The organism is Xanthomonas bonasiae (genome assembly GCF_017163705.1).
In the GTDB taxonomy this organism is placed as follows: domain Bacteria; phylum Pseudomonadota; class Gammaproteobacteria; order Xanthomonadales; family Xanthomonadaceae; genus Xanthomonas_A; species Xanthomonas_A bonasiae.
This window is the reverse complement of sequence record NZ_JAFIWB010000004.1, coordinates 1-26,943: the sequence shown is the minus strand read 5'-3', so window position 1 is coordinate 26,943 and position 26,943 is coordinate 1. Positions and strand designations below refer to the sequence as shown.

The window sequence follows — 26,943 nt, the reverse complement described above, 5'->3', positions numbered from 1 at the left end:
AACAGGCCGGGCAGCGGCCAGCACACCGGAACATCGGTTGGCACCTCATGCCCATGTACTAACCCAGAGGTTTAGCCAATGAATAGCCGCACCACCACGTTAGCCATCAGCATCATGGCCGCGCTGTACCTGTCCGGTAATGCTATGGCGCAGGAAGCACCCGCTTCCAGCGCAGAATCGAAGAACGTCCAGGAACTGGACACCATCACCGTCACCGGCTACCGCGCCTCGCTGGAGAAGAGCCAGGCGGTCAAGCGCTCGGCCAACTCCATCGTCGACGCGATCAGCGCCGAGGACATCGGCAAGTTCCCGGACACCAATGCCGCCGAGTCGCTGGCGCACCTGCCGGGCATCAGCGTGGACCGCCAGTTCGGCGAAGGCGAGAAGGTCAGCATCAACGGCACCGACCCGGCGCTGAACCGCGTGCTGCTCAACGGCCAGACCATCGCCTCGGGCGACTGGGGCGGCAACCCGTCCGACACCAGCGGCCGCACCTTCAACTACACCCTGCTGTCGCCGGAAATCATCGGCCTGATGGAGGTCTACAAGACCCCGGAAGCGCGCATCGACGAAGGCTCGATCGGCGGCACCGTGATCGTGCACACCCGCAAGCCGCTGGACCTGCCGAAGAACACCATCCGCGGCTCGGTCGGCTACAACTACAACGACCGTTCGGAAGAAGGCAACCCGCGCGGCTCGGCGCTGTGGAGCTGGAAGAACGACGACGAGACGTTCGGCGCGTTGATCTCCGCCACCCACGACAAGCAGGACATCTCGCGCGCCGGCATCGAGTTCTTCGGCTACACCACCGGCGCCAACATCCCCGCCACCGCCAATGTCACGGGCGACGGTGGTAACGTTGCTACTGCCAAGGTGCCGGCCGGCATCAACAGCGCCTACTTCCAGCAGACCCGCGAGCGCAACGGCCTGCAGGGCGCGCTGCAGTGGAAGCCGAACGAGCAGAACGAGTTCAACCTGACCGGCATCTACATCAAGGGCAAGTACAACAACTTCAGCGAGTCGCGCTACGTCTGTCCGGCGTGCAACAACGACCTGCAGAAGGTCACCAGCGCCAACGTCGAGAACGGCTACATCACCTCCGGCACCGTCACCGACGGCGCCGCCGGCCAGCCCTATGCCCAGCTCGACACCAACTATCGCGAAAGCACGGTCACCACGCAGAGCGTGAACCTGCGCCACGACTGGTACGGCGACAACTGGGTGTTCACCACCCAGGCCGGCACCACCAAGGCCACCGGCGGCAAGAACCCCGAGTACCTGATGAAGTTCCTGCTGCAGGACGGCGGCTACAACTTCAACTACGACGGCAGCCACACCGGCGTCACCTACGACAACAACAGCGCGTCCAACTGGGGCCTGGCGTCCGGCCAGCAGGCCGGCGGCGTCGAGTACACCACCACCCAGGACAAGGAAAAGTACTTCCAGTTCGATGCGGCCCGCGATCTGCAGTGGGGCCCGTTCAACAAGTTGCTGGTGGGCTACAAGTACATCAACCACGACAACGGCCAGAACTCGCGCGGCAACGCGATCTTCGCCAACCAGGACGTGCTGCTGACCGATTTCAGCCCGGGCACCACGCCGAGCGGCCTGTACGACGGCCTGGGCGCCAGCGGCGATCTGGTCAACTGGCCGACCGCCAACCTCAACTCGGTGCTCAAGTACCTGAAGTCGCTGCCGCAGGCGGCGCTGACGCCCAAGTACGGCCAGATCTACGACGTCAAGGAAATCACCAGCGACCTGTACGCGCAGATGAACTTCGAAGCCGGCAAGTTCCGCGGCAACGTCGGCCTGCGCTATGCCGATACCAAGGACAAGTCGCAGTACTACCAGACCAACGATGGCGGCACGACCTACACCTTCGAGCAGGTCAGCAACGAGTACAAGAAGCCGCTGCCCAGCTTCAACATCGCCTATGACCTGGACGACACCAAGGTGCTGCGCTTCTCCGCGGCCAAGGTGATGGCACGCCCGCGCTACAGCGACCTGGCCGGTTCGTTCTCGCTCAACAGCACCAGCGGCGACCTGACCGCCAGCGGCGGCAACCCGGACCTGAAGCCGTACGAGTCGACCAACTACGATCTGGCCGCCGAATGGTACTTCGCCCCGTCCAGCATGCTGTCGGCCGAGGTGTTCTACCGCGACATCAGCTCCTACATCGTCAGCACCACGACCACGGAGATCCTCAGCGACCCGACCAACGGCATCGTCAACCAGCCGTACAGCGTGACCCGTCCGGTCAACGCCACCGGCGCCAAGGTCAAGGGCGCGTCGCTGAACTACCAGCAGGCGTTCGGCTACGGCTTCGGCCTGCAGGCGAACTACACCTACGCCGAGTCCAGCTCCGAGGACGGCCTGAACCTGCCGTACCTGTCGCGCAACACCTACAACGTGATCCCGTACTGGGAAAACGGTCCGTGGATGGTGCGGGTGAACTACAGCTACCGCTCCAAGTACTTCACCCAGATCGGCCGCCTGGACTCGAACGTGTTCACCGACGAGTACAAGCAGCTCGACCTGACCGCCTCGTACGAGATCAACGACTGGATGAGCGTCAGCGTCAGCGCCACCAACCTGCTCGACTCCACGTACTACTGGTACAACGAGGTCAAGTACGCGCCGATCGGCATGTACAAGAACGGCCGCGGCTACCAGGCGCAGCTGAACTTCAAGTTCTGATGTAGGACTGGCGCGCCACCGACCCTCCACGGTGGCGCGCCCTTTTTTTGCCCGGCAGTTCGTTTGCGCCGGCATCGCGTTTTCTACAGAGGAGTGCAGTTCCATGACGTCCGAGACCCGCCTGCGCGCGGACCGATCCCGCCACGCCGGAGCTGTACGCAAGACTCTGGCAAGCAGCTTCTCCCTCATTCTCGCGTTGGCGGCCGTGTCCGCCGACGCCGCGGATGCGCCGTCGCCGACCGCGCCCACCGCCACCACCCTCAGTCCCGAACAGATCGACCAGCAGTGGCTGCAGGCCACCGCCAAGTACGCGCCCGAACGCGCGCGGCTGGTACGCGAGGCCGACGCCGGCGCGCGCAAGGGGCCGTTCCGCCCGGACTGGACCTCGCTGAAGCACTACCGTTCGCCCGGCTGGTACGACAACGCCAAGTTCGGCATCTTCATCCACTGGGGCGTGTTCTCGGTGCCGGCCTTCGGCAACGAGTGGTACTCGCGCAACATGTACCAACCCGACGCCAAGGACAGCCAGGACTACGCGCACCACCGCGAGAAGTACGGCCCGCAGTCCACCTTCGGCTACAAGGACTTGATCCCGCTGTTCACCGCGCCCAAGTTCGACCCGCAGGGCTGGGCCAAGCTGTTCCGCGAGGCCGGCGCGCGCTACGTGGTGCCGGTGGCCGAACACCACGACGGCTTCGCGATGTACGACTCGCAGCTGTCGGACTGGACCGCGACCAAGATGGGCCCCAAGCGCGACGTGATCGGCGAGCTGTCCAAGGCGATCCGCGCGCAGGGCATGCACTTCGGCCTGTCCTCGCACCGCGCCGAGCACAACTGGTTCTTCGACGGCGGCCGCACGTTCGAGTCGGACGTCAACGACCCGCGCTACGCCGGCCTGTACGGCCCGGCGCAGATCCGCCTGCGCGGCAAGGACGACGCCGACGTCGCCAACGACTGGACGCCGGTGTCGCAGGCGTGGCTGGACGACTGGCTGGCGCGCACCACCGAGCTGATCGACCGCTACGACCCGGAGCTGATCTACTTCGACTGGTGGATCGCGCACCCCACCTTCCGCAGCACCCTGCCGACCATGCTGTCGTACTACTACAACCACGGCGCCGCGCGCGGCGACGGGGTGGTGGTGAACTACAAACTCGGCGCGTTCCCGGAAGGCGCCGGCACGCTGGACATCGAGCGCGGCCAGCTCACCGGCATCCATCCGACCCACTGGCAGACCGACACCTCGGTCAGCAACGCCTCGTGGGGCTATGTGGAGAACGACACCTACAAGACCCCGACCTTCATCGTGCACATGCTGGTGGACGTGGTCAGCAAGAACGGCAACCTGATGCTCAACATCGGCCCGCGCGCCGACGGCTCGATCCCGGACACCGAGCGCGACATCCTGCTGTCGATCGGCAAGTGGCTGAAGACCAACGGCGAGGCGATCTACGACAGCCAGCCGTGGCGCACCTACGGCGAGGGCCCGACCGAGGTGGTCGGCGGCACCTTCCAGGACACCAAGACCAAGCCCTACACCGCCGAGGATTTCCGCTTCACCACCGGCCACGGCGCGCTGTACGCGATCGAGCTGGGCTGGCCGGCCGGCGGCAAGGCGGTGATCCGCTCGCTCACGCCCGCCGACGGCGTGCGCGGCGTGACCCTGCTCGCCACCGGCAAGAAGGTGCCGTTCGAACAGCGCGCCGACGGCCTGCACCTGACCCTGCCGGCCAAGCCGGCCGGCGAACACGCCTACGTGTTCCGCATCGACCTGCCCTCCCCCACTTCCACCCGCTGACGGATATTCCCCCGATGATGAAGCGATTCGCAGGGCTGCTGCTTGCCCTGGCCATGGTCTGTACCCCGGCCATGGCCAAGAACCCGACCGCGCTGTTCTATCTGATGAGCACGCAGAAATCGACCAACTCGTTCCTGGCCAACGTCGACAAGATCGACGTGGTGGTGCCGACCTGGTACGGCGTGGACCAAAACGGCCTGGTCAACGGCACCCCCAATGCGTACATCTACGACATCGCCAAGCGCAAGCAGCTGCGGGTGATGCCGATCCTGTCGATGACCACCGGCCGCGACGGCTTCCACAAGCTGATGCACGACGAGGACGCGAAGAAGCGCATGATCGCTTCGCTGCTGATCCACGGCAAAAAGAACGGCTACTACGGCTTCCAGTTCGATTTCGAGAACATCGCCTGGACCGACCGCGACGCCTACACGCTGATGGTCAAGCAGACCGCCGACGCGCTGCACAAGGCCGGCTTCAAGATGTCGGTGGCGGTGGTGCCGAACGCGCCGGGCTACGCCGAGGGCGGGCAGTTCTCCAAGTGGATGTGGGAGTACTGGCGCGGCGCCTACGACCTGAAGGCGCTGGGCCAGGCGGTGGACCTGGTCAGCCTGATGACCTACGACCAGCACACCCGCTGGACCACGCCCGGCCCGGTCGACGGCATGGTGTGGATGAAGAAGCACCTGGACTACGCGCTGACCCAGGTGCCGAAGGAGAAGCTGTCGCTGGGCATCGCCACCTACGGCTACCGCTGGTACACCGGCAACCCGGTGAAGGAAGACGGCACCGAAGCGTCGAACATCTCGGCGACCTACATCGACGCCGACGAGTCCTTCCCGCTGGCGATCGAGCAGAACGCCACCGTGCAGTGGGATGCGCAGGAGCAGGAGTCGTGGTTCTATTTCTACCGCGACGACATGCGCGAGTGGGTGTTCCGCCCGGATGCGCGCAGCTTCCGCGCGCGCTACGACTTGGTGAAGGAATACGGCCTGGAAGGCTTCAGCTGCTGGGTGCTGGGCGCCGAGGATCCGAAGGTGTGGGACGAGCTGCCGACCGCATCGCGCTGATCCGTTACGCGCCGATCCACTACGATAGGCGTCCGCACAGCACGAGGTAGACCGAATGATTGCAGCAGGTGCACGCCAGCGCACGCCACACCGCCCGACGACCGCCCCGGCGGGCGTCGCGGCGACGTCCCGCACCACGTGGCTGGGGCTTGCCCTGTTCGCCCTCACTGCCGTGCTGAGCGGCTGCGACCGCCAGGCCCCCGCCGCGGCGGACACGGCCAAGCCCGCCGCAGCGCCCGCACCGGCTGCGCCGAAGCCGGTCAGCACCGCGCCGTTGCCGCTGATTCCGGCGCCGGCGCAGGTCAAGCGCGGCAGCGCCACGCTGACCATCGGCACCGGCAGCACGCTGTCGGTCCCGACCGACGACGAGGCGGCCATGCGCGTGGCCCGGCAACTGGCCACGCTGCTGGAAAAGACCCGCGGCCTGTCGCTGGAGGTGCGCGCCGAGACCATTCCGGCCAACGGCGCCATCCGCCTGCAGATGAACCCCAACGCCCCGGTGGAAGCGCCGGAAGGCTACGGGCTGGACGTGGACGGCAGCACCATGCTGATCCAGGCGCGCGACGAGCGCGGCCTGTTCTACGGCGCGATGAGCGCCTGGCAGCTGCTCACCCCCGATGCCGGCAAGGGCGAAGTGGACGTGCCCGAGGTCAAGATCCGCGACTGGCCGCGCTTCGGCTGGCGCGGCCTGCTGCTCGACGTGGCCCGCCACTTCCACGGCCCGGACACGGTCAAGCACGTCATCGATGCGATGGCCGAGCACAAGCTCAACGTGCTGCACCTGCACCTGACCGACGACCAGGGCTGGCGCATCGAGATCAAGCGCTATCCCAAGCTCACCGAGATCGGCGCCTGGCGTACCCCGCCCGGCGCCGGCACGCAGGGCGTGCCCGACCGTTACGGCGGCTTCTACACCCAGGACCAGATCCGCGACCTGGTCGCCTACGCCGCCGCGCGGCACATCACCATCGTGCCGGAACTGGACATGCCGGGGCACGCGCAGGCGGCGGTGGCGGCATATCCGGAACTGGTCGGCGTGACCAAGCAGCGGCCGAAGGTGTCGGTGGACTGGGGCGTCAATCCCTACCTGTTCGACACCGACGAAAAGAGCATGACCTTCATCCAGGGCGTGCTCGACGAAGTGCTGCAGCTGTTCCCCTCGCAGTACATCCACATCGGCGGCGACGAAGCGGTCAAGGACCAGTGGGAGCGGTCGCCCGCGGTACGCGCGCAGATGCGCAAGCTCGGGGTCAAGGACGCGCACGCGATGCAGGGCTGGTTCAACCAGCAGCTGTCCGACTACCTGACCAAGCACGACCGGCGCCTGATCGGCTGGGACGAGATCCTGGAAGGCGGCCTGCCGGCCAGCGCGTCGGTGATGTCCTGGCGCGGCGTCGACGGCGCGGTGACCGCGGCCAAGCAGGGCCACGACGTGGTGCTGGTGCCGGCCGGCTGGCTGTACCTGGACAACCTGCAGAGCGCACGCAGCGACGAGCCCAACGGCCGGCTGGCGGTGCTGCCGCTGCAGAAGGTCTACGAGTTCGATCCGGTCCCGGCCGCGCTCAGCGCCGAGGAAGCCAAGCACGTGCTCGGCGCGCAGGCCGCGCTGTGGGCCGAATACATTCCCTCGGCCTGGCATATCGACCACGCGCTGTTCCCGCGCCTGGGCGCGCTGGCCGAGGCGGCGTGGTCGCCGATGGCGGTGCGTGGCTGGGACGGTTTCCTGCAGCGCCTGCCGGCGCAGCTCAACCGCTACCGTGCGCTCGGCATCGACTATGGCGACGGCGCGTTCGCGCCGGACATCGCCATCCAGGGCGGCGACAACGCCGCGCTGGACAGCGGCAAGGCCAGCATCGTGCTCGGCAACCAGGCCAAGTTCGGCAGCTTCCGCTACACCACCGACGGCAGCGAGCCCAAGGCCGATTCGCCGCGTTACGCCAAGCCGTTCGAGGTGACCCTGCCGGTCACCGTGCGCGCGGCCACCTTCGCCGACGACGGCAGCGTGCTGGCCGCACCGCGTACCCGCATCCTCGACCGCCCCGGCCTGCTCAGCCGCGACACCCAGGGCCTGGGTTCCTGCGCCGACGGCAGCCTGGGCCTGCGCGTGCCGCTGCTGCCGGACATGCCGGGCAAGGACACGCCGGTGTTCAACATCGACCTGTTCGGCAGCTGCTGGCGCTACGCCGACGCGCGCCTGGACGGCATCGCCAGCATCCGCATCGATGCGGCGCGGCTGGCGCGCAATTACGGACTGGCGCACGAGCAGGTCAAGGTCAAGCAGTACCCGGCCAAGACCGCGCACGGCGAACTGGAAGTGCGCCTGGGCGACTGCAAGGGCAAGCTGCTGGCGCGGATCCCGCTGCCGGGCGGCAAGGCCCTTGGCGAGCAGTTCTCGCTCGAAGCGCCGTTGCCCAAGCAAACCGGAACGCACGACCTGTGCCTGCGTTCGACCGCCCGCATCAACGGCCCGTACTACGCCATCGGCGCCGTCCACCTGATCGAAACCACCGCGCAGGCGCCCCCCGCCGCCGCGCGTTGACCCTGGAGATCCACGCATGACCCAGCCGCATCGCCGTCCCCGTTCCGCGCCGCGCGCGCGCTTCCCCGCCCGGCTCGGGCTGCTGCTGGCCATGGGCCTGCCGATGTTGGCCCAGGCGGCGGTGCCGGCGACGCTGTCGCTGCAACAGGGCTGGCAGGTGCGGCTGGCGCCGGGCGAGGCGCATGCCAAGGAATTCCCGAAGGCCGCGCAGTGGCTGCCGGCGCAGGTGCCGGGCACGGTGCAGACCGACCTGATCGCGGCCGGGGTGGTGCCCGATCCGTTCTATCGCGACAACGAAGCCAAGATCCAGTGGGCCGGGTTGAGCGACTGGCAGTACCAGACCCGCTTCAAGGCCGACGCCGCGCTGCTCGCGCGCGAGCACGTGGAACTGGTGTTCGACGGCCTGGACACCTACGCCGAGGTCTACCTCAACGGCAAGAAGCTGCTCGCCGCCGACAACATGTTCCGGCAGTGGCGGGTCGACGCCAAGCCGCTGCTCAAGCGCGGCGACAACGTGCTGGAAGTGCGGCTGTTCTCGCCGATCAAGAAGATCCAGCCGTGGCTGGCCAAGCAGCCGTACGCGCTGCCCGGCGCCTACGACTCGGCCTTCGGCGACGAACCCGTCGCGCGGCACAGCTCCACCTACGTGCGCAAGGCGCCGTACACCTTCGGCTGGGACTGGGGTCCGCGCATCGTCACCGCCGGCATCTGGCAGGACGTGCGCGTGGAAGCCTGGGACGCGCTGCGCGTGGAAGGCCTGCACATCGCCCAGCAACGCGTCGATGCCGACGCGGCGCAACTGCTCGCGCAACTGGAGGTGCAGGCCGGCCGCAGCGGCGAGGTGCAGCTGGAGCTGGACGTGCTCGGCCCCGACGGCCAGCGCGTGGCGCAGCTGAGCCAGAAGGCGGTGCTCGATCCGGGCAGCAACACGCTCACCGTGCCGGTGCGCATCGCCAAGCCGCAGCGCTGGTTCCCCAGCGGCTACGGCAAGCAGGACCTGTACACGTTCAAGGCGCGCATCCGCGACGCCGCCGGCGACAGCTACGCCACCCAGCGCGTCACCGGCCTGCGCAGCGTCGAGCTGCGCCGCGACACCGACAAGTGGGGCAAGGGCTTCGCGATCGTGGTCAACGGCATCCCGGTGTTCGCCAAGGGCGCCAACCTGATCCCGTTCGACAGCTTCCCCAGCCGGGTCGATGCGGCGCGCATGCGCGGCATCCTGCAATCGGCGCGCGACGCCAACATGAACATGCTGCGCATGTGGGGCGGCGGCCACTACCAGCCGGACAGCTTCTACGAGGATGCCGACCGTCTCGGCATCATGATCTGGCAGGACTTCATGTTCGGCGGCGCGATCCCGCCCTACGACGTGGCGTTCCGCGAGAACACCCGCGCCGAGGCCGAAGCGCAGGTCAAGCGCCTGGGCGACCACCCCAGCATCGTGATCTGGTGCGGCAACAACGAAGTGCAGACCGGCTGGGAGAACTGGGGCGACCGGGTCAAGTTCAAGCAGTCGATCGATCCGGAAGAACGCAGCCGCATCGAACGCGGCATGACCACGCTGTTCGGCACCGTGCTGCGCGAAGCGGTGAGCAAGTACGACAGCGACACCCCGTACTGGGCTACTTCGCCCGGCACCGACTTCGACGGCGCCGCCGACCAGCCCGACGACGGCGACATGCACTACTGGAAGGTCTGGGGCGGCCCGGCGCTGCCGGTCACCGAATACCTCAACGTGACCCCGCGCTTCATGTCCGAATACGGACTGCAGTCGTTCCCGGAGATGCGCACCATCCGCGCCTTCGCCGAACCCGGCGACCTGCAGCCGGAATCGCCGGTGATGCGCGCGCACCAGAAGTTCGACAAGGGCAACGGCAACCAGCGCCTGCTGCTGTACATCCGCCGCGAATTCGGCGAGCCCAAGGACTTCGAGAGCTTCGTCTACCTGAGCCAGCTGATGCAGGCCGAGGGCATCGCCCTGGCCGCCGAGCACCTGCGCGCGTCGCGGCCGCAGTCGATGGGCTCGCTGTACTGGCAGCTCAACGACGTGTGGCCGGGCGCGTCCTGGTCGAGCCTGGACTACTTCGGCCGCTGGAAGGCGCTGCACTACCACGCCAAGCGCTTCTATGCGCCGGAACTGATCGCCGCGCTGCGCAACGACAAGGGCCAGACCGAGGTGACGCTGGTGTCCGACCGCACCGCGCCGCTGGCCGCGCGCTGGCGCATGCGGGTGATGGACGTCTCCGGCAAGGTGCTGAGCAAGAGCGAGAAGCCGGTGACCCTGGCGCCGCTGTCCAGCGTGCGCGTGGGCAACTTCAGCGATGCGCAGCTGCTGCGCCGCGCCGATCCCAAGCGCAGCGTCGCGGTGTTCGAACTGCTCGACGGCGCGCGCGTGCTGTCGCGCAATCTGGTGTTCTTCGATGCGGCCAAGCACCTGCATCTGCCCAGCCCGGACATCCGCACCGACTTGCGCGCCGACGGCGACGGCTACACGCTGACCCTGACCAGCGCCACGCTGGCGCGCGAGGTATGGCTGGCGTTCGGCGATCTGGACGCCACGCTGTCCGACAATGCCTTCGACCTGTTGCCGGGCGAGCCGCTGACCGTGCACGTGCGCAGCAGCGCCACGCTGGAACAGCTGCGCGGCGCCTTGCAGGTGCGCGACCTGGCCGCCACGCTGGCCGGTGCGCCGCCCGAGCCGGCGGAGACGAAGTGATGCGGAGGGCAACGACACTGCACCAGGAAATCCGGGGAACCACGAGCGATTGCGCGCGACGCGAGGCGGGCAGCGCACGGTCGCGGCTGAAGCCGCTGCTACAGGGGATTTTGCGGGGGTTGTCTCTGCTTGGGTTGGCCGCTGCGCCGCTCGCCCATGCCGACGACGCCGAGGACCGCGCCGCCGCGCTGGTGGGCAAGATGACGCGCGAGGAAAAGGTCGCGCAGGCGATGAACGACGCACCGGCGATCCCGCGCCTGGGCGTGCCGGCCTACGAGTGGTGGAGCGAGGGCCTGCACGGCATCGCCCGCAACGGCTACGCCACCGTGTTCCCGCAGGCGATCGGCCTGGCCGCGACCTGGAACACCGCCCTGCTCGAGCAGGTCGGCACCGTGACCTCGACCGAGGCGCGCGCCAAGTTCAACCTCGCCGGCGGCCCCGGCAAGGACCACCCGCGCTACGCCGGGCTGACCATCTGGTCGCCGAACATCAACATCTTCCGCGACCCGCGCTGGGGCCGCGGCATGGAGACCTACGGCGAGGATCCCTACCTCACCGGGCAGCTGGCGGTGGGCTTCATCCACGGCCTGCAGGGCGACGACCTCAGCCACCCGCGCACCATCGCCACGCCCAAGCACATCGCCGTGCACAGCGGCCCGGAACCCGGCCGCCACGGCTTCGACGTGGACGTGTCGCCGCGCGACCTGGAAGCGACCTATACCCCGGCATTCCGCGCCGCCATCGTCGACGGCCGCGCCGGCTCGGTGATGTGCGCCTACAACTCCTTGCATGGCACCCCGGCCTGCGCCGCCGACTGGCTGCTCAACGGCCGCCTGCGCGGCGACTGGGGCTTCAAGGGCTTCGTCGTCTCCGACTGCGACGCGGTCGACGACATGACCCAGTTCCATTATTTCCGCACCGACAACGCCGGTTCCTCCGCCGCCGCGCTCAAGGCCGGCCACGACCTCAACTGCGGCCACGCCTATGCCGAGCTGGGCCAGGCGATCGAGCGCGGCGACGCCGACGAGGCCATGCTCGACCGCTCGCTGGTGCGGCTGTTCGCCGCGCGCTACCGGCTCGGCGAACTGCAGCCGCAGCGCAAGGACCCGTACGCGCGGCTGGGTGCCAAGGACGTGGACAGCGCCGCGCACCGCGCGCTGGCGCTGCAGGCCGCGCAGCAATCGCTGGTGCTGCTGCAGAACCGCAACGCCACCCTGCCGCTGAAGCCAGGCCTGCGGCTGGCGGTGCTCGGCCCCAACGCCGATGCGCTGGCCGCGCTGGAAGCCAACTACCAGGGCACCTCGGCCGCGCCGGTGACGCCGCTGCTGGGCCTGCGCGAGCGCTTCGGCGCCGCGAACGTCAGTTACGCGCAAGGCGCCCCGCTCGCCGCCGGCGTGCCCGGCATGATCCCGGAGACCGCCCTGCGCAGCGACGGCAAGCCCGGCCTGCGTGGCGAGTATTTCGACAACGTCGACCTGGCCGGCACGCCGCGCACGCAACGCCAGGACCGCGTGGTCAGCTTCAACTGGGACCACGTGGCGCCGGCCAAGGGCGTGGACAAGGACCGCTACTCGGTGCGCTGGAGCGGCGAGCTGCTGCCGCCCGGGCCGGGCGACTACACCCTGGCGGTGCGCGTGGCGCGCTGCTTCGATTGCGCCGGCCACGATCCGGTGCGGCTGTACATCGACGACAAGCTGGTCGTCGCCGGCAACGCCGAGGACAAGCACCTGCCGGCCGGCATGCACAACGCCGACGGCCGCAACGTCGAGACCGTGCTGCACTTCGACGACGCGCGCCCGCGCCGCATCCGCCTGGAACTGGAGCACCGCGGCCAGGACCAGGGCCTGCGCCTGGAATGGCTGGCGCCGGCCGCGCCGCAACTGGCCGAGGCCGAACGCGCGGTCGCGCAGGCCGATGCGGTGGTCGCCTTCGTCGGCCTGTCGCCGGATGTGGAAGGCGAGGAACTGCGCATCGACGTGCCCGGCTTCGACGGCGGCGACCGCAACGACCTCGCCCTGCCCGCGGCGCAGCAGGCGCTGCTGGAGCGCGCCAAGGCCAGCGGCAAGCCGCTCGTGGTGGTGCTGATGAGCGGCAGCGCGGTGGCGCTGAACTGGGCCAAGCAGCATGCCGATGCGATCGTCGCGGCGTGGTATCCGGGGCAGTCCGGCGGCACCGCGATCGCGCAGGTGCTGGCCGGCGACGTCAACCCGGGCGGCCGCCTGCCGGTGACCTTCTACCGCTCCACCAAGGACCTGCCGGCCTACGTCAGCTACGACATGAAGGGCCGCACCTACCGCTACTTCAAGGGCGAGCCGCTGTTCGCGTTCGGCAGCGGGCTGAGCTACACCAGCTTCGCCTACACCGCGCCGCAGCTGTCGGCGACGACGCTGCAGGCCGGCGCGCACCTGCAGGTGCGCACGCAGCTGCGCAACAGCGGCACGCGCGCCGGCGACGAAGTGGTGCAGGTGTACCTGGAATACCCGCAACGCGCGCAGTCGCCGCTACGCACCCTGGTCGGCTTCCAGCGGGTGACGCTGCAGCCGGGCGAGTCGCGCGAGGTGCAATTCGACTTGACGCCGCGCCAGCTGAGCGATGTCGATCGCGCCGGCGTGCGCACGGTGCAGCCTGGCGACTACCGCGTGTTCGTCGGCGGCGGCCAACCCGGCACCGGGGCGCCCGGCGAAGAGGCCGCGTTTTCGATCCAGGGCAGCGCGCCCATCCCGCGGTAACCAGCGAATGCGCCACACCATTGCTTCCTGTAGGAGCGGCTTCAGCCGCGACCGGGCCTTACCGGTAACCCCCGGTCGCGGCTGAAGCCGCTCCTACAGAAAAGCAAAGCAATGCGCCCACACGTATAAACCAGACCAGGAGTCACCCATGCCTTCCCGCCGCGATGTCCTCCAGCTGCTCGGCAGCGCCGCCGGCGCCGGCCTGCTCGCCAGCGCCGTGCCCGGCTTCGCCGCGTCCGGCGCAGCGGCGGCAGGCCTGCCCAGCAAGCGCCCCGCCCCGGCGCAACGGCGCTTCGTCAGCGCCGCGGTGGAAAAGCACCTGCGCACGGTCAAGGCCGGCATCGGCGATCCGCGCCTGGCCTGGCTGTTCGAGAACTGCTATCCGAACACGCTCGACACCACCGTGGAAATCGGCACCCGCAACGGCAAGCCGGACACCTTCGTCATCACCGGCGACATCGAGGCGCTGTGGCTGCGCGATTCTTCGGCGCAGGTGCATCCGTACGTGCCGCTGGCCAAACGCGACCCGGCGTTGCGACGCATGTTCCATGGCCTGATCCAGCGCCAGGCCGCCTGCATCCAGCTCGACCCCTACGCCAATGCGTTCCTGCCCGACGGCAAGAGCCAGCGCCTGAAATGGTCGGTGGCCGACATCACCGAGATGAAGCCCGGCGTCGGCGAGCGCAAGTGGGAAGTGGATTCGCTGTGCTACCCGATCCGGCTGGCGCACGAATACTGGCGCGCCAGCGGCGACACCGCCCCGTTCGACGACGACTGGCGCGCGGCGATGCACGTGGTGGTCAAGACCTTCCGCGAGCAGCAGCGCCTGCACGACCGCGGCCCCTACAATTTCCAGCGCCCCTCGCCGCTGGCCACCGAGACCCTGGTGCTGGAGGGCTACGGCCAGCCGACCAAGCCCAACGGCATGATCCACTCGATGTTCCGCCCGTCCGACGACGCCTGCCTGTACCCGCTGTTCGTGCCGGCCAACCTGTTCGCGGTGACGTCGCTGCGCCAGCTGGCCACGATGAGCGAAGCGTTGCACCACGATGCCGCCTTCGCCGGCGAATGCCGCGCGCTGGCCGACCAGGTCGAGACCGCCACGCGCCAGTTCGGGCAGATGCGCGATGCCGATGGGCAGGCGTTCTGGGCCTACGAAGTGGACGGCTACGGCAACCAGCTGTTCATCGACGACGCCAACGCGCCGGGCCTGCTGAGCCTGGCCTACCTGGGCTGCTGCGACCGCCGCGACCCGCTGTTCCTGCGCACCCGCCAGCTGGCGTGGAGCGAGCGCAACCCGTATTTCTACCGTGGCCGCGCCGCCGAAGGCGTGGGCAGTCCGCACAGCGGCATGGGCACGATCTGGCCGATGTCGATCATGCAGTACGCGCTGGCCAGCGACGACGACGCGCAGATCCGCCAATGCCTGGCCTGGCTGAAGAGCACCGACGCCGGCAGCGGCTTCATGCACGAAGCCTTCGACAAGGACGACCCCAGCAAGTTCACCCGGGACTGGTTCGCCTGGGCCAACACCTTGTTCGGCGAACTGATCATCGACCTGCACCAGCGCAAGCCGCACCTGCTGAAAGCCTGACCACCCCACCGCCCCCTGTAGGAGCGGCTTCAGCCGCGACCGGATCTGACCGGCAACGCCAGAGTCGCGGCTGAAGCCGCTCCTACAAAAACATCATCCCCTCTCAGCTGCACACCCCGAGGACAGCACCATGGCCACACGACGCGGTTTCCTGCAGGGCGCCATCGCCCTGGCCCTGTTCGGCAGCAGCGGCATCGCCCGCCTGGCGCAAGCGCGCGCCGGCAGCTACGCCCTCCCCGCCGACGCGCGCGCCAAGGCCGAGCTCACCCGCCACGTCGACGTGTTCATCGGCACCGGCGGCCACGGCCACACCTTCCCCGGCGCCACGCTGCCGTTCGGCATGGTGCAGCTGAGCCCGGATACCTACAACGCGGTGTGGGATTCGTGCTCCGGCTACCACGAGTCCGATGGCTCGATCATGGGCTTCTCGCACACCCACCTGTCCGGCACCGGCGTCGGCGACCTGCTCGATTTCCTGGTCGTCCCCGCCACCGGCGACGTCAAGCTGGTCCCCGGCACGCTGCAAGATCCGGACGCCGGCTACCGCTCGCGCTACGACCACGCCGACGAAGCCGCCTCGCCCGGCTACTACCGGGTGCGCCTGAAAGACAGCGGCGTGCACGCCGAGCTGACCGCCACCGCGCGCGCCGGCCTGCACCGCTACCACTTCCCCAAGGGCAAGCCCGCGCACCTGCTGCTGGACCTGTGCCACGGCATGCAGGACAAGCCCGAGATCGCGACCCGGGTCAGCGACGCGCAGCTGCGCATCGTCGATGCGCGCACCCTGACCGGCGGGCGCCGCGTGTACCAGTGGGCGACCGGCCGCTACCTCTACTTCGCCATGCGCCTGTCGCGGCCGTTCGCCAAGGCCCAGCTCTATTCCGAAGACCAGCCGCTGGCCGCCGGCGCGCACCAGGCCGACGGCACCCACCTGAAGGTGGCGCTGCACTACCCCGACGCGGCCGACGCGCCGCTGCTGGTCAAGGTTGGCATCTCCGCGGTCAGCGCCGAGAACGCCCTGGCCAACCTAGACGCCGAACTGCCCGACTTCGATTTCGCGCGCGTGCACGCCGCTGCCGTGGCCGCGTGGGAGAAGGAACTGGCGCGGGTGCGCATCGACAGCGACGACGACGCGCAGCAGCGCATCTTCTACACCGGCCTGTACCACAGCCTGCTCGCGCCGACCCTGTTCAGCGACACCGATGGCCGCTACCGCGGCATGGATCTGAAGGTGCACCAGGCGCCCGCCGGCTACCACAACTACAGCACCTACTCGCTGTGGGACACCTACCGCGCCCTGCACCCCTTGCTGACCCTGATGCAGCCCGAGCGCGTGCCCGACCTGGTGCAGTGCCTGGTGCGCGGCGCCAACGAATGCCCGGACGGCGTCGGCATCTGGCCGCTGCAAGGCGTGGAGACCGGCTGCATGATCGGCTACCACTCCGCCGTGGTACTGGCCGAAGCGCACGCCAAGGGCTTCACCGGCATCGACTACGCCGCCGCCTGGCCGGCTTACCGCAAGCGCGCCATGGACGACACCACGCACGGCCTGGACGAATACCGCAAGCGCGGCTACATCCCTAGCGACACGGTGGACGAAGCGGTCAGCCGCACCCTCGAATACGCCTACGACGACTGGGCGGTGGCGCACCTGGCGCAGGCCGCCGGCGCCACCAAGGAGGCGAGCGCCCTGCGCGAACGCTCGCGCAACTACCGCAACGTGTTCAATCGCAAGAGCGGCTTCGTGCAGCCGCGGCTGAGCAACGGCGACTGGGCCGCCCCGTTCGATCCGCGCGCGATGGGCCACATCACGAAATGGCGCGACTTCACCGAGTCCAACGCCTGGCAGGCCACCTTCCTCAACCAGCACGACCTGTACGGCTACATGGAGCTGTTCGGCGGCCGCGACGGCTTCGTCGCCAAGCTCGACGAACTGTTCTCCACCAGCTCCGAACTGCCGGCCGACGCCCCGCCGGACATCGACGGCATGGTCGGCCAGTACGCGCACGGCAACGAGCCCAGCCACCACGTGGCCTACCTGTTCGCCTACGCCGGGCAGCCGTACAAGACCCAGGCGATGGTGCGGCGGCTGCTGCGCGAGCAGTACCACGACGCGCGCAACGGCCTGTCCGGCAACGAGGACTGCGGGCAGATGAGCGCCTGGTTCGTGCTCAGCGCATTGGGCTTCTACGCCGTGGACCCGGTCAGCGCCACCTACGTGCTCGGCAGCCCGCTGTTCAAGCGCGCCGACGTCGATGTCGGCAACGGCCGCACCCTCAGCGTCGTCGCCCACGGCAACAGCGCCGCCAACGTCTACATCCAGCGCGCCCGCTGGAACGGCAAGCCGTACACGCGCAGCTGGCTGCGCCACGCCGACCTCGCCGCCGGCGGCACCCTGGAACTGGAGATGGGGCCGAAGCCCAACCCCGCCTTCGGCGCGGCCAAGGAAGATCTGCCTCCTTCCTTCGTTTGATACGTCCCGCCCTTTGTAGGAGCGGCTTCAGCCGCGACCGAGACTCTCCGGTAGCACTCTGTCGCGGCTAAAGCCGCTCCTACAAAAAACAAAACTCACCCCCGCCAGAGACCCCCACATGCTGCGTCGCTCCCTGTCCGCCCTTGCCCTCTCGCTCCTGCTCTCCCTCCCGGCATCCGCACAGCCGACGCACGCCACCACGCCCTGGCCCGCCTTCGCCACCCAGGGCGAACACTTCACCCGCGACGGCAAGCCCTACCAGATCATTTCCGGCGCCATCCACTTCCAGCGCATCCCGCGCGCCTACTGGAAGGACCGCCTGCAGAAAGCGCGCGCCATGGGCCTGAACACCGTGGAGACCTACGTGTTCTGGAACCTGGTCGAACCGCGCCAGGGCCAGTTCGACTTCAGCGGCAACAACGACTTGGCCGCCTTCATCGACGAAGCCGCCGCGCAAGGCCTTAACGTGATCCTGCGCCCCGGCCCCTACGTGTGCGCCGAATGGGAAGCCGGCGGCTACCCGGCCTGGCTGTTCGCCGAACCGGGCATGCGCGTGCGCAGCCAGGACCCGCGCTTCCTCGCCGCCAGCCAGGCCTACCTCGACGCCGTCGCCGCGCAGGTCAAGCCGAAGCTCAACCACAACGGCGGCCCCATCATCGCCGTGCAGGTCGAGAACGAATACGGCTCCTACGACGACGACCACGTCTACATGCAGGCCAACCGCGCCATGTTCGTCAAGGCCGGCTTCGACAAGGCCCTGCTGTTCACCGCCGACGGCGCCGACGTGTTGGCCAACGGCACCCTGCCCGACACCCTGGCGGTAGTGAACTTCGGCCCCGGCGAAGCCGAGAAAGCGTTCCAGAGCCTGGCCACCTTCCGCCCCGGCCAACCGCAGATGGTGGGCGAATACTGGGCCGGCTGGTTCGACCAGTGGGGCGAGAAGCATGCCGCCACCGACGCCGCCAAGCAGGCCAGCGAATTCGAATGGATCCTGCGCCAGGGCCATTCCGCGAACATCTACATGTTCGTCGGCGGCACCAGCTTCGGTTTCATGAACGGCGCCAACTTCCAGAAGAACGCCAGCGACCACTACGCCCCGCAGACCACCAGCTACGACTACGACGCCGTGCTGGACGAAGCCGGCCGGCCCACGCCCAAGTTCGCCCTGTTCCGCGACGCCATCGCCCGCGTCACCGGCGTGCAGCCGCCCGCCCTGCCCACCCCGATCCGCTTCGCCGACCTGCCGGCCACCCCGCTGCGCGAATCCGCCTCGCTGTGGGACAACCTGCCCGCGCCGGCTGCCACCACCGACACCCCGCAGCCGATGGAGCGCTACGGCCAGGCCTACGGCTACATCCTCTACCGCACCACCGTCACCGGCCCGCGCAAGGGCAGCCTGTACCTGGGCGAGGTGCGCGACTACGCCCGCGTCTACGTGGATCGTAAGTTGGCCGGCAGCGCCGAGCGCCGCCTGCAGCAGGTGGCCGTGGACGTGGACATTCCCGCCGGCACCCACACCGTGGACGTGCTGGTGGAAAACGGCGGCCGCATCAACTACGGCGCCCACCTGCCCGACGGCCGCGCCGGCCTGGTCGACCCCGTCCTGCTCGACGGCAAGCCCCTGACCGGCTGGCAGACCTTCCCGCTGCCGATGGACGACCCGAGCAAGCTCACCGGCTGGACCACTGCCAAGGTCGACGGCCCCGCCTTCCACCGCGGCACCGTCAAGATCGGCACGCCCACCGACACCTTCCTCGACATGCAGGCGTTTGGTAAGGGTTTCGCCTGGGCCAACGGCCATAACCTGGGGCGGCATTGGAACATCGGGCCGCAGCGGGCGTTGTATTTCCCCGCGCCGATGCAGCGGAAAGGCGAGAACAGCGTGATCGTGTTCGATCTGGATAGCGCGGCGGATGCGAGTGTGCGTGGGGTTAAGGGGCAGGTTTGGAGTGCGCCTAGTAACTGAGTTATCTGTGGAACGCGCCATCCGGCAAGTTGGGATGGCGCGGGATCAAACAACTTGTCTACAAATTAAGGCCGCCGGCGGTTACGCCGAGCGGCCTTTAACTTGTGACGGCCGTCAACAAGTGATAGCGTCGGCCTTGTGCGAGGATGCACTGGGAAATGGCCGTGGGGTTAGACGCAAGGGTTATGCGACAGCGGGACTGGCTAAGGATCGAATTTGGGATGCGTGCTGCCTCGAAAGGTGGCGCGGCCGCGCTACACACCTCCTTTACACACCATTTTCCCGCCGAATATGTAGTTCTGCCCCACAACAAGACCCTATGAGCATTGAACTTCAAGCAAAGACTCTAGACGGGCAGACAGAGTACTTCAGTATTGACACGCCTCCAGATCGGTGTCCCCAGTGCCATACCGCCGTTCACCCCAAGCTGATTAGTCAGCATGTTTCGACCGACAAATCCGAAGCTTATCTAACCTATCTCTGCACAAATCGCAGCTGTCTACGACCATTCATTGCCACCTACAGGCGCCGTTCGCTCCACAGCAAGGAACTCACACTCCGGTCCGTGGCCCCTAGAAACAAGGCTCGGTCGTCTTTTCCTCAATCGGTAGCAGACATCTCGCCAACTTTCTGCGAGATCTACGGACAGGTTGAGAGTGCCTCAGATGAGCACTTAGATCAGCTAGTTGGCATCGGTCTGCGTAAATCCCTTGAGTTCCTGATCAAAGACTTCTCAAAATCTGAACATGCTGACGAGGCAGACAAGATTGAGCGCATGCCGCTTGCCAAATGCATTGACACTTACGTTTCGGATCAAAATATCTTGCAGTGCGCAAAGCGTGCGGCCTGGCTAGGCAACGACGAAACCCACTACATCCGAAAGTGGAGTGACAAGGATGTGTCTGACCTCAAAATCCTTGTTCGTCTAACTGTCAACTGGATAGACAACCATCTGTTAACCAAGAAGTACATGGACGAGATGCCGAGTGGGGCATAAAGATTCATTCAAGCCGAACCCGCTTCGCGGGCCGGCTCAATTCAGGCGCTAGGCAACAGTGGAAGCCACTAGTGACTCGTAAGAAGCCTGCACAGCGCACACGTCACGGCTACTGCAAGTTGACTGGCAGACCCGGAGCGTTCGTCAAATCTCATTTGATTCCTGAAGCGCTCACTAGGCCGAGCCAACCCGGCGCACCACTTTTTCAGTACGGTGACGGGCTTAAGCCCAGTCGTCGTTGGAGCAGTTGGTACGACTCTGAGCTTGTCACTCGAGCAGGTGAAGACATCCTGTCGGCTCTGGATACCTGGGCAATCGCGGCGCTTCGGGAGCACAAGCTCGTTTGGAGCGGCTGGGGCGAAGCCGTTGAGCTAGGCGAACTGCATACAAAGTTCAGTGAACACCTAGGTATTCGCGAAGTCTCCCTCGACACAAAGAGGTTGCGAATGTTCTTTCTCAGCTTGCTGTGGCGTGCGGCTGCGAGCGAGCGATATGAGTTTAAAGACGTAGTTTTACCCCAAAAAGATCTTGAGGTTCTACGCAAGATCGTGCTCGGCCAGGAAGAGCCAGATCCAGGCTTTTATCCTGTCCAGCTCACCCAAATTTCGACTAAGGGCCTGATGCACAACCAGACGCCTTATCCTGACATCAAATACATTCCTGATATCGAAAACGAGAATGCAACACCATATCCTATGAAAACGATACGGTTCTACTTCGATGGCCTTATAGCTCATTTCGCCACTGAGCTTCGGCCTTCGCACAAAGCATCTGATCTCGGAAAGATTGTTGTTGGAACAGAGCCTACAGTGGTGCTATCGACTGTCACTTTTGAAGATTCGATGCAAGGAAGAGAGATATACACCGTACTTGAGAAGTATCACCCGGAAGATAACTGGCCGGGGCGACCGGTAGCCTAACAACTCATTCAAGCCGACGCCACTTCGTGGCGCAGCTCAACTCAAGTTCTAGGCCGCCATATCAAAATTCAGGCGAGATTCGATACGAAAAGGAGATCACACGATGTCGAACTATGTTGACAGCTCCGTCCTTAAGAGTGTAGATACCTCAAAACCTTGGTGGCAAAACACATATAACTCAGGTGACACGGTCCCTACGTCCGGTATCTATATTTGCTTGGGCTGTAACCGCGAGATCACTTCAAATAAAGATGATCCGTTTCCGCCCCAGAACCACCATCAACATAGTCAGACGCAGGGGAAAATTCGCTGGAAGCTGAACGTGCGAACGAACACGACAGGTCAATTGTGACAAGGCTGCACATCTTTCACCTGCGGCGGCCTAACAATTCATTCAGGCCTATGCCGCCTCGCGGCACAGCTTAATTCAGGCGTTATGCCGCTCACCAGCTCCAAGTACATCGTCTTACTTCGATCAATGAATAAAATTCCACTTCCGAAAGAAAAAGATAAGACAACCTGATCCCATATCTAGACCCCGTATCTACATGGCAATTACCGACACCGCTGTCGTTCGCTCTTTCTCCGATCTGCCGGACGACAAGGTCGAAAACATGGAAGCCACCGAGTTCCTAGCGAACTTTCCAGGTGGACGCAAGATTGATTGGACAACTCTGTTGGAATCCGACCGGGTGTTGATCGTGTCCGAAGCCGGAATGGGCAAGACGTTTGAATGCCAGAGAATGCGAGATTCTCTATGGAACGATGGGCACGCGGCCTTCTTTGTGGAGTTGGCTACGCTCGCTTCACACTCACTCGATGCGGGCTTCTCCCTAGAGGAGGAGGCTCGATTCGATAGCTGGAAGTCGGCCCAGACAGAGCGAGCGATCTTCTTTCTTGACTCGATCGACGAACTGAACCTGACGCTTTCAAGCTTTGATCGCGCAGTCAAGTCAGTCGCCAGATCACTTGCGGGGCATCTGGGACGAGTCACGATCGTGATTACAACCCGGCCTATTCCGGTGGATCGCGAGATCATTTCCAAGTATCTCCCGGTCCCTTTGGTCGAAGCGCAGATGGATCCAGAGGTCGCCTTCGCGAGTATTGCGATGCGCGAGAAAGAGGCGGAAAAGCAGGAAGGCAAGGCTCCGATGTGGAGAAGTGTCGCTCTTGCGCCGCTCAACGGGGAACAAATGCGGGCAATGGCAAAGACCGCTGGTGTCACTGACCCGGAAAGGCTATTCGAGGCAATAAGTTCTCGAAACGCGCACGAGTTCGCGCGCAGACCGTTGGATTTCCTTGAGCTGTGCGGTGACTGGAAAGAGAACGGCTATATCCGCTCGCATCGCGATCAGGTGGATACAGCAATTGATATCAGGTTGCGCCCGAACAAAGAGCGCGATGAGCGTGTCTCGCTTGAGCCCATCAAGGCACGCGAAGGCGCTGCACGGATAGCGCTCGCTGCCCTCCTGGGGCGCAAGTTCAACATCTGGCACGGCCACGGGGGAGACCGTGCCTCGGGAGACGGCGCTCTTGATCCCGGCAAGGTTCTTCCCGACTGGACGGGAGACCAGCTCGACACCTTGCTCGAGCGTGGGCTTTTTGGGTTCGCCAATTACGGCCGTGTGCGTTTCTACCACCGATCTGCCATTGAGTTCCTTGCCGCCGAGCGACTTCGCCAACTTAGAGATAAGGGGCTCCCCCATCGCGAAGTTGCGCGGCTGCTCTTTGCACTCACACGCGAAGGCGAGCGCATCGCGAAGCCAGCAATGCGCCCTGTAGTGGCGTGGCTAGCTCGGCATGATGCATTCATACGTGGAGAGGTTATTAAGCACGAACCCGAACTGCTTCTTCACGCAGGGGATCCTGAGTCGCTCGATATGCCCCTTCGCCGCGCGGCGCTAGAAGGCTATGTCGATCGCTTCGGCAAGGGCGGGTGGCGCGGCCAAGCCGTGCCCAGCCTCCAAGTCGAGCGCTTCGCGTCAAAAGATCTTATGGCAGACGTGGCACGTCTCTGGAAGAGCGGTATCGAGAATCCAGAGGTTCGCGAAACCCTGCTGGGGCTGATCGGCTGGGGCCAGATGAAGAAAAATGCGGATCTGGCTCATGAAGCTGCGGCAGATGCCAAAGCCGAGATTGGTAGTCGCATCAGCGCCCTCGCAGCACTATCCCGCCTTGATGACCCTCGACTGTTCTCACTTCTCGGCGAGATCGCTGCCGGTGCGCCTGACTGGCCACCCGTTCTCGTCAAGCGTGCAGTGATTGAGTTCTTTCCGAACCGAATGTCTCCCGGGCAGCTCATGCAGATCTTCGCGCGGCAAGGCTTGAAGAGGCGAAGTTATTCGGGTCCTATCACTCACTTCACCATTGTTGTGGCGCGCGCTCCCTTCCATGCTGATACGCTTCTATTGATGCAGAGGCAGATATCTGCCCTGGTCAATGCGGGCCTGGCCTGGGACATGTCTCTCTATCGGGTGCAGTCAAAGCGCCAGGATCTGGTGCCCGCGCTATTGGCAATCTGCTTGCGGCGCCTAAGCGATCATCCGTGCGATGCGGTGCTGATCAGGGGCATTGCGCTCGCACTCTTGCTCACGGTCGAGAGCTACGAAACTAGGGACGATGTCAAGGACCTACGAGCCGCTTTGAGTGAAGCGCCTGACTCGGTCCGCTCCGGCGTTTTCTGGGCACAGGATGCCATCGCGCGCAAATACTGCCTAAAGGACAAGCAAGACGCGAAGAGTCGGCTCTATCAATTGCAACATGAGGGTGTTTACCGACCCGTTTCGCAGCGGGATGAGCCGTGGGTGCTTGCGGCCATTGCGGATCCCCAAAGAAGGCCTGACGAGCGTTCACTCGCATTGGAAGTTGCAATCGAGTGGACGATGCATAAGCCCGATCCTGAAGGGTGGATCGCTCAGCTAAGTGCATCGACTAAAGGCGAGCACGGATTGCGGTCAAGGGTTGAAGCCTTCCGAAGGGCGTATCTCACGAGTCACGAACCCAGCGAATGGGAAAAGAAGAACGCCGAGCGTATGGAAGCAAATCGCAGGAAGCACGCGAAGGGTATCGCGAGCTGGCGACAGTTCCATCGTGAGCTGCGCGGCAGCCCTGACTTAGCTTTCTCGGACGCCCGCGTGGAGAACACGCTGTGGAATTTTTGGCGTGCCATGGGAAATGAACGCGACGCATACTCGCAGGCGGGATGGAATCGTGGGTTCATTGAGCGGATGCTGAGTAAGGATCTCGCAGACCGCTTCCAAAAGGCGTTCGCTGCGGCTTGGCGCCGCGAGAGTCCCACGCTTCGATCTGAGCGTGATGAGGAAAACAAGAACACAACGCAAGTTGGTTGGCGGATGGGTCTGGCGGGCATCTATGCCGAGGCGGAAGATCCTGCCTGGGCAGCCAGGCTAAGCACTGAGGAGGCTAAGCTAGCCTGTCGTTACGCGCTTTTGGAACTCAATCGGCTTCCTTACTGGCTTGAGCAGCTCGCGACCCGACATCCCATCGCCGTAAAAGCCGTGATTGGTCATGAGCTGTCAGAAGATCTTCGGAAGGATGCGGACCCGCACGGGATGCTCCTGAAATACCTGCGGCGTAGCGCGGAGCCGTTGGCGCATCTTCTCCTGCCCCGCGTTCGAGCTTGGGCGCATGCAGTCGTCGCGAAGCAGCGTCTAACTGATATCCAGCGGCGCAACATTGGAAACGCAGCCGACTTCCTGCTCGCGCATGGATCGCCAGAAGACGCGGCGCTTCTCCGGGACGCAGCGATCGCTGCGACGACTGGGAGGCCCAATTTCAAGAACGTCGATCTCTGGCTGCCAATCTTGGGTCGCCTGGACGCCGAGGCGTTAGTTGAAACTTTGGAGCGGCTCTCCGGATCGATCACTGCCGCCAAGAACTCGAAAGTAGTCGAATGGCTTGGTGCGTTCTTCGGGCACCAAGCGACCCTTGGCCTCGGTTCAATGAGCGAACGGCCCGATCTCATCCTTCGGCTGCTACGGCTAGCACACCGCCATGTGCGCAGTGAGGACGACGACCCGGCCGGAGGCGTGCGATCAGTCGGCAACCGAGAGAACGCGGAATACGCGCGATCCAGTTTGTTCAACACCCTAATGGATGCAAGGGGGGAAGAAGCCTCGCGAGCGAAACTCAGCTTGTCAGACGATCCCGAGGTCTCGCACTACCGCGACCGAATCATTGCGATCCGCCGAGAAAAACTTGCGGAAGAACTCGACGCAGAGGTACTGAACGAGCGTGAGGTCAGGGAACTCGAGACGAATTTCGAAATCTTCCCCAGAACGCTTCGCCAGATGGCCCATGTGCTGGACGGACGCCTTGATGAAATCGAAGATAATCTTCGCCGAGATTCATCGCACCGCGAGGGGTGGGCGAGTTTCCAAAAAGAACGCCTGTTGAGGCGGGCTCTGTCAGCGGAATTTGAGCGCCTCGATCGCGGGAGCTACATAGTTACACAAGAGGGCGTGACAGGTGATGAGAAGGAGACCGATATCCGGCTGGTGTCGAAGTCTAACGCATCAATCCAAGCTGTTATCGAACTAAAAGTCGGCGAGAACAGCTACACGATTGTCGATTTCCAGAGGGCGCTTCGCGCGCAGCTTATGGATAAATATCTCCTGCCAGAACAGCGGCGTGTGGGCGCGCTGGTGATCTCTTGGAGGGGCAGCAAGACTTGGGAGGATCCGGCCAACGGCGAGAAGGTCAGCTTCGGCGAGGTGATTAGGCGCCTTAACAGCGAGGCCCAGGAGTTGGCGGCGACGCTGGGTCCCGATGCGTTTCTTGCCGTGCGCGGCCTTGACCTGAGTCCCCCAGCCTTTGCCACCAAACCAAGTAAGAAGGCTAGCAAGCTGCCAGCAAAAAGACAGAAGAAGTAAGAGACGTTCTGATAACGAGGTCAGGTTCATTTAGAAAGCGCGCCATCGCTCGTCACCCCAAACCAGTTGACATCCCCAAAATCCAATAGCACCATTCCTCCAAGGAGCGTAGAAACTCCTCACGTAGCGGCACCCACCTCCGTCAAACCGGTGGGTTTTTTGTGCCTGTCCGCAGGCACACTCCGACGTGCTACCTGCGTCGGGAGGGCGGCGAATACAACACCCTTCGGGGAAATAAGCCCGCCGGCTACGTGCGGTTTCTAACCTCCCGACATCCCGTCGCCGTTCGGCGCGGGTTCCTGTCTGCCAAGGAGGCTGTGCCATGCGTCAACCGTCACCCCGTAGCGCCCCTGCCCGCCCCACGACTGCACGCAAACGTGCAACGCGCCAACCGAAGCACAGTCCCGCGCCCGAGCCGGCCGGATTCCTGCGTTACATCGAGCCACCGTGCACGCCGATGATGTCAGTTGAAGACGCCGCGGCCGCCATCGCCGCCGAGCTTGCCCGCCCGCCACGCGCGCCCCGCCGCCCACGCCCGCCGCAGACCTGCAC

The 26,943-nt window shown here is 65.3% G+C and carries 12 protein-coding genes; all 12 read left to right on the top strand.

Annotation, left to right across the window (positions count from 1 at the left end):
- Window positions 1–78 precede the first annotated feature (78 nt).
- The 12 genes from JR064_RS05890 (at window position 79) to JR064_RS05835 (ending at window position 26,391) form a co-directional block, all read left to right on the top strand.
- Entirely contained in the window at window positions 79–2,697 is a 2,619-nt protein-coding gene (locus tag JR064_RS05890; RefSeq protein WP_206229117.1) for a TonB-dependent receptor, read from the top strand.
- Window positions 2,698–2,800: 103 nt separating this feature from the next.
- Window positions 2,801–4,495 (top strand): alpha-L-fucosidase, encoded by a 1,695-nt coding sequence (locus tag JR064_RS05885; protein WP_206229116.1) that lies wholly within the window; start codon window positions 2,801–2,803, stop codon window positions 4,493–4,495.
- 14 nt (window positions 4,496–4,509) lie between these two features.
- Window positions 4,510–5,565: a glycosyl hydrolase family 18 protein gene (locus tag JR064_RS05880; protein WP_206229115.1), complete on the top strand. Its 1,056-nt coding sequence runs from the start codon at window positions 4,510–4,512 to the stop codon at window positions 5,563–5,565.
- A 55-nt stretch (window positions 5,566–5,620) separates the two neighbouring features.
- Window positions 5,621–8,104: a family 20 glycosylhydrolase gene (locus JR064_RS05875; protein ID WP_206229114.1), complete on the top strand. Its 2,484-nt coding sequence runs from the start codon at window positions 5,621–5,623 to the stop codon at window positions 8,102–8,104.
- Between the two features lie 16 nt (window positions 8,105–8,120).
- Window positions 8,121–10,820, top strand: a complete 2,700-nt coding sequence (locus tag JR064_RS05870; protein ID WP_206229113.1) for a beta-mannosidase — start codon at window positions 8,121–8,123, stop codon at window positions 10,818–10,820.
- The gene (locus JR064_RS05865) at window positions 10,820–13,549 is read left to right on the top strand and encodes a glycoside hydrolase family 3 C-terminal domain-containing protein (RefSeq protein ID WP_206229112.1); all 2,730 of its coding nucleotides are present in this window, start codon (window positions 10,820–10,822) and stop codon (window positions 13,547–13,549) included. The genes JR064_RS05870 and JR064_RS05865 overlap by 1 nt, the downstream gene beginning before the upstream one ends.
- Window positions 13,550–13,697: 148 nt before the next feature.
- Window positions 13,698–15,143 (top strand): glycoside hydrolase family 125 protein, encoded by a 1,446-nt coding sequence (locus tag JR064_RS05860; protein WP_206229111.1) that lies wholly within the window; start codon window positions 13,698–13,700, stop codon window positions 15,141–15,143.
- Between the two features lie 130 nt (window positions 15,144–15,273).
- Window positions 15,274–17,616, top strand: coding sequence for a GH92 family glycosyl hydrolase (locus tag JR064_RS05855; protein WP_206229110.1), 2,343 nt, complete (start codon window positions 15,274–15,276; stop codon window positions 17,614–17,616).
- A 118-nt stretch (window positions 17,617–17,734) separates the two neighbouring features.
- Complete coding sequence (locus JR064_RS05850; RefSeq protein ID WP_206229109.1) at window positions 17,735–19,582, top strand: glycoside hydrolase family 35 protein; 1,848 nt, start codon at window positions 17,735–17,737, stop codon at window positions 19,580–19,582.
- Window positions 19,583–19,901: 319 nt separating this feature from the next.
- Window positions 19,902–20,579, top strand: coding sequence for a DUF4145 domain-containing protein (locus JR064_RS05845; RefSeq protein ID WP_206229108.1), 678 nt, complete (start codon window positions 19,902–19,904; stop codon window positions 20,577–20,579).
- Between the two features lie 71 nt (window positions 20,580–20,650).
- On the top strand, window positions 20,651–21,499 hold the full coding sequence (locus JR064_RS05840) for a hypothetical protein (protein ID WP_206229107.1): 849 nt from the start codon (window positions 20,651–20,653) through the stop codon (window positions 21,497–21,499).
- Between the two features lie 548 nt (window positions 21,500–22,047).
- Window positions 22,048–26,391 carry a hypothetical protein gene (locus JR064_RS05835; RefSeq protein WP_206229106.1) on the top strand — a complete coding sequence of 1,448 codons (4,344 nt, stop codon included), beginning with the start codon at window positions 22,048–22,050 and terminating at the stop codon, window positions 26,389–26,391.
- Window positions 26,392–26,943: the final 552 nt, after the last annotated feature.

Coding starts and splice junctions, on each gene's coding strand:
- JR064_RS05890 (WP_206229117.1), top strand. CDS start 79: ATGAATAGCCGCACCACCACGTTAGCCATCAGCATCATGGCCGCGCTG.
- JR064_RS05885 (WP_206229116.1), top strand. CDS start 2,801: ATGACGTCCGAGACCCGCCTGCGCGCGGACCGATCCCGCCACGCCGGA.
- JR064_RS05880 (WP_206229115.1), top strand. CDS start 4,510: ATGATGAAGCGATTCGCAGGGCTGCTGCTTGCCCTGGCCATGGTCTGT.
- JR064_RS05875 (WP_206229114.1), top strand. CDS start 5,621: ATGATTGCAGCAGGTGCACGCCAGCGCACGCCACACCGCCCGACGACC.
- JR064_RS05870 (WP_206229113.1), top strand. CDS start 8,121: ATGACCCAGCCGCATCGCCGTCCCCGTTCCGCGCCGCGCGCGCGCTTC.
- JR064_RS05865 (WP_206229112.1), top strand. CDS start 10,820: ATGCGGAGGGCAACGACACTGCACCAGGAAATCCGGGGAACCACGAGC.
- JR064_RS05860 (WP_206229111.1), top strand. CDS start 13,698: ATGCCTTCCCGCCGCGATGTCCTCCAGCTGCTCGGCAGCGCCGCCGGC.
- JR064_RS05855 (WP_206229110.1), top strand. CDS start 15,274: ATGGCCACACGACGCGGTTTCCTGCAGGGCGCCATCGCCCTGGCCCTG.
- JR064_RS05850 (WP_206229109.1), top strand. CDS start 17,735: ATGCTGCGTCGCTCCCTGTCCGCCCTTGCCCTCTCGCTCCTGCTCTCC.
- JR064_RS05845 (WP_206229108.1), top strand. CDS start 19,902: ATGAGCATTGAACTTCAAGCAAAGACTCTAGACGGGCAGACAGAGTAC.
- JR064_RS05835 (WP_206229106.1), top strand. CDS start 22,048: ATGGCAATTACCGACACCGCTGTCGTTCGCTCTTTCTCCGATCTGCCG.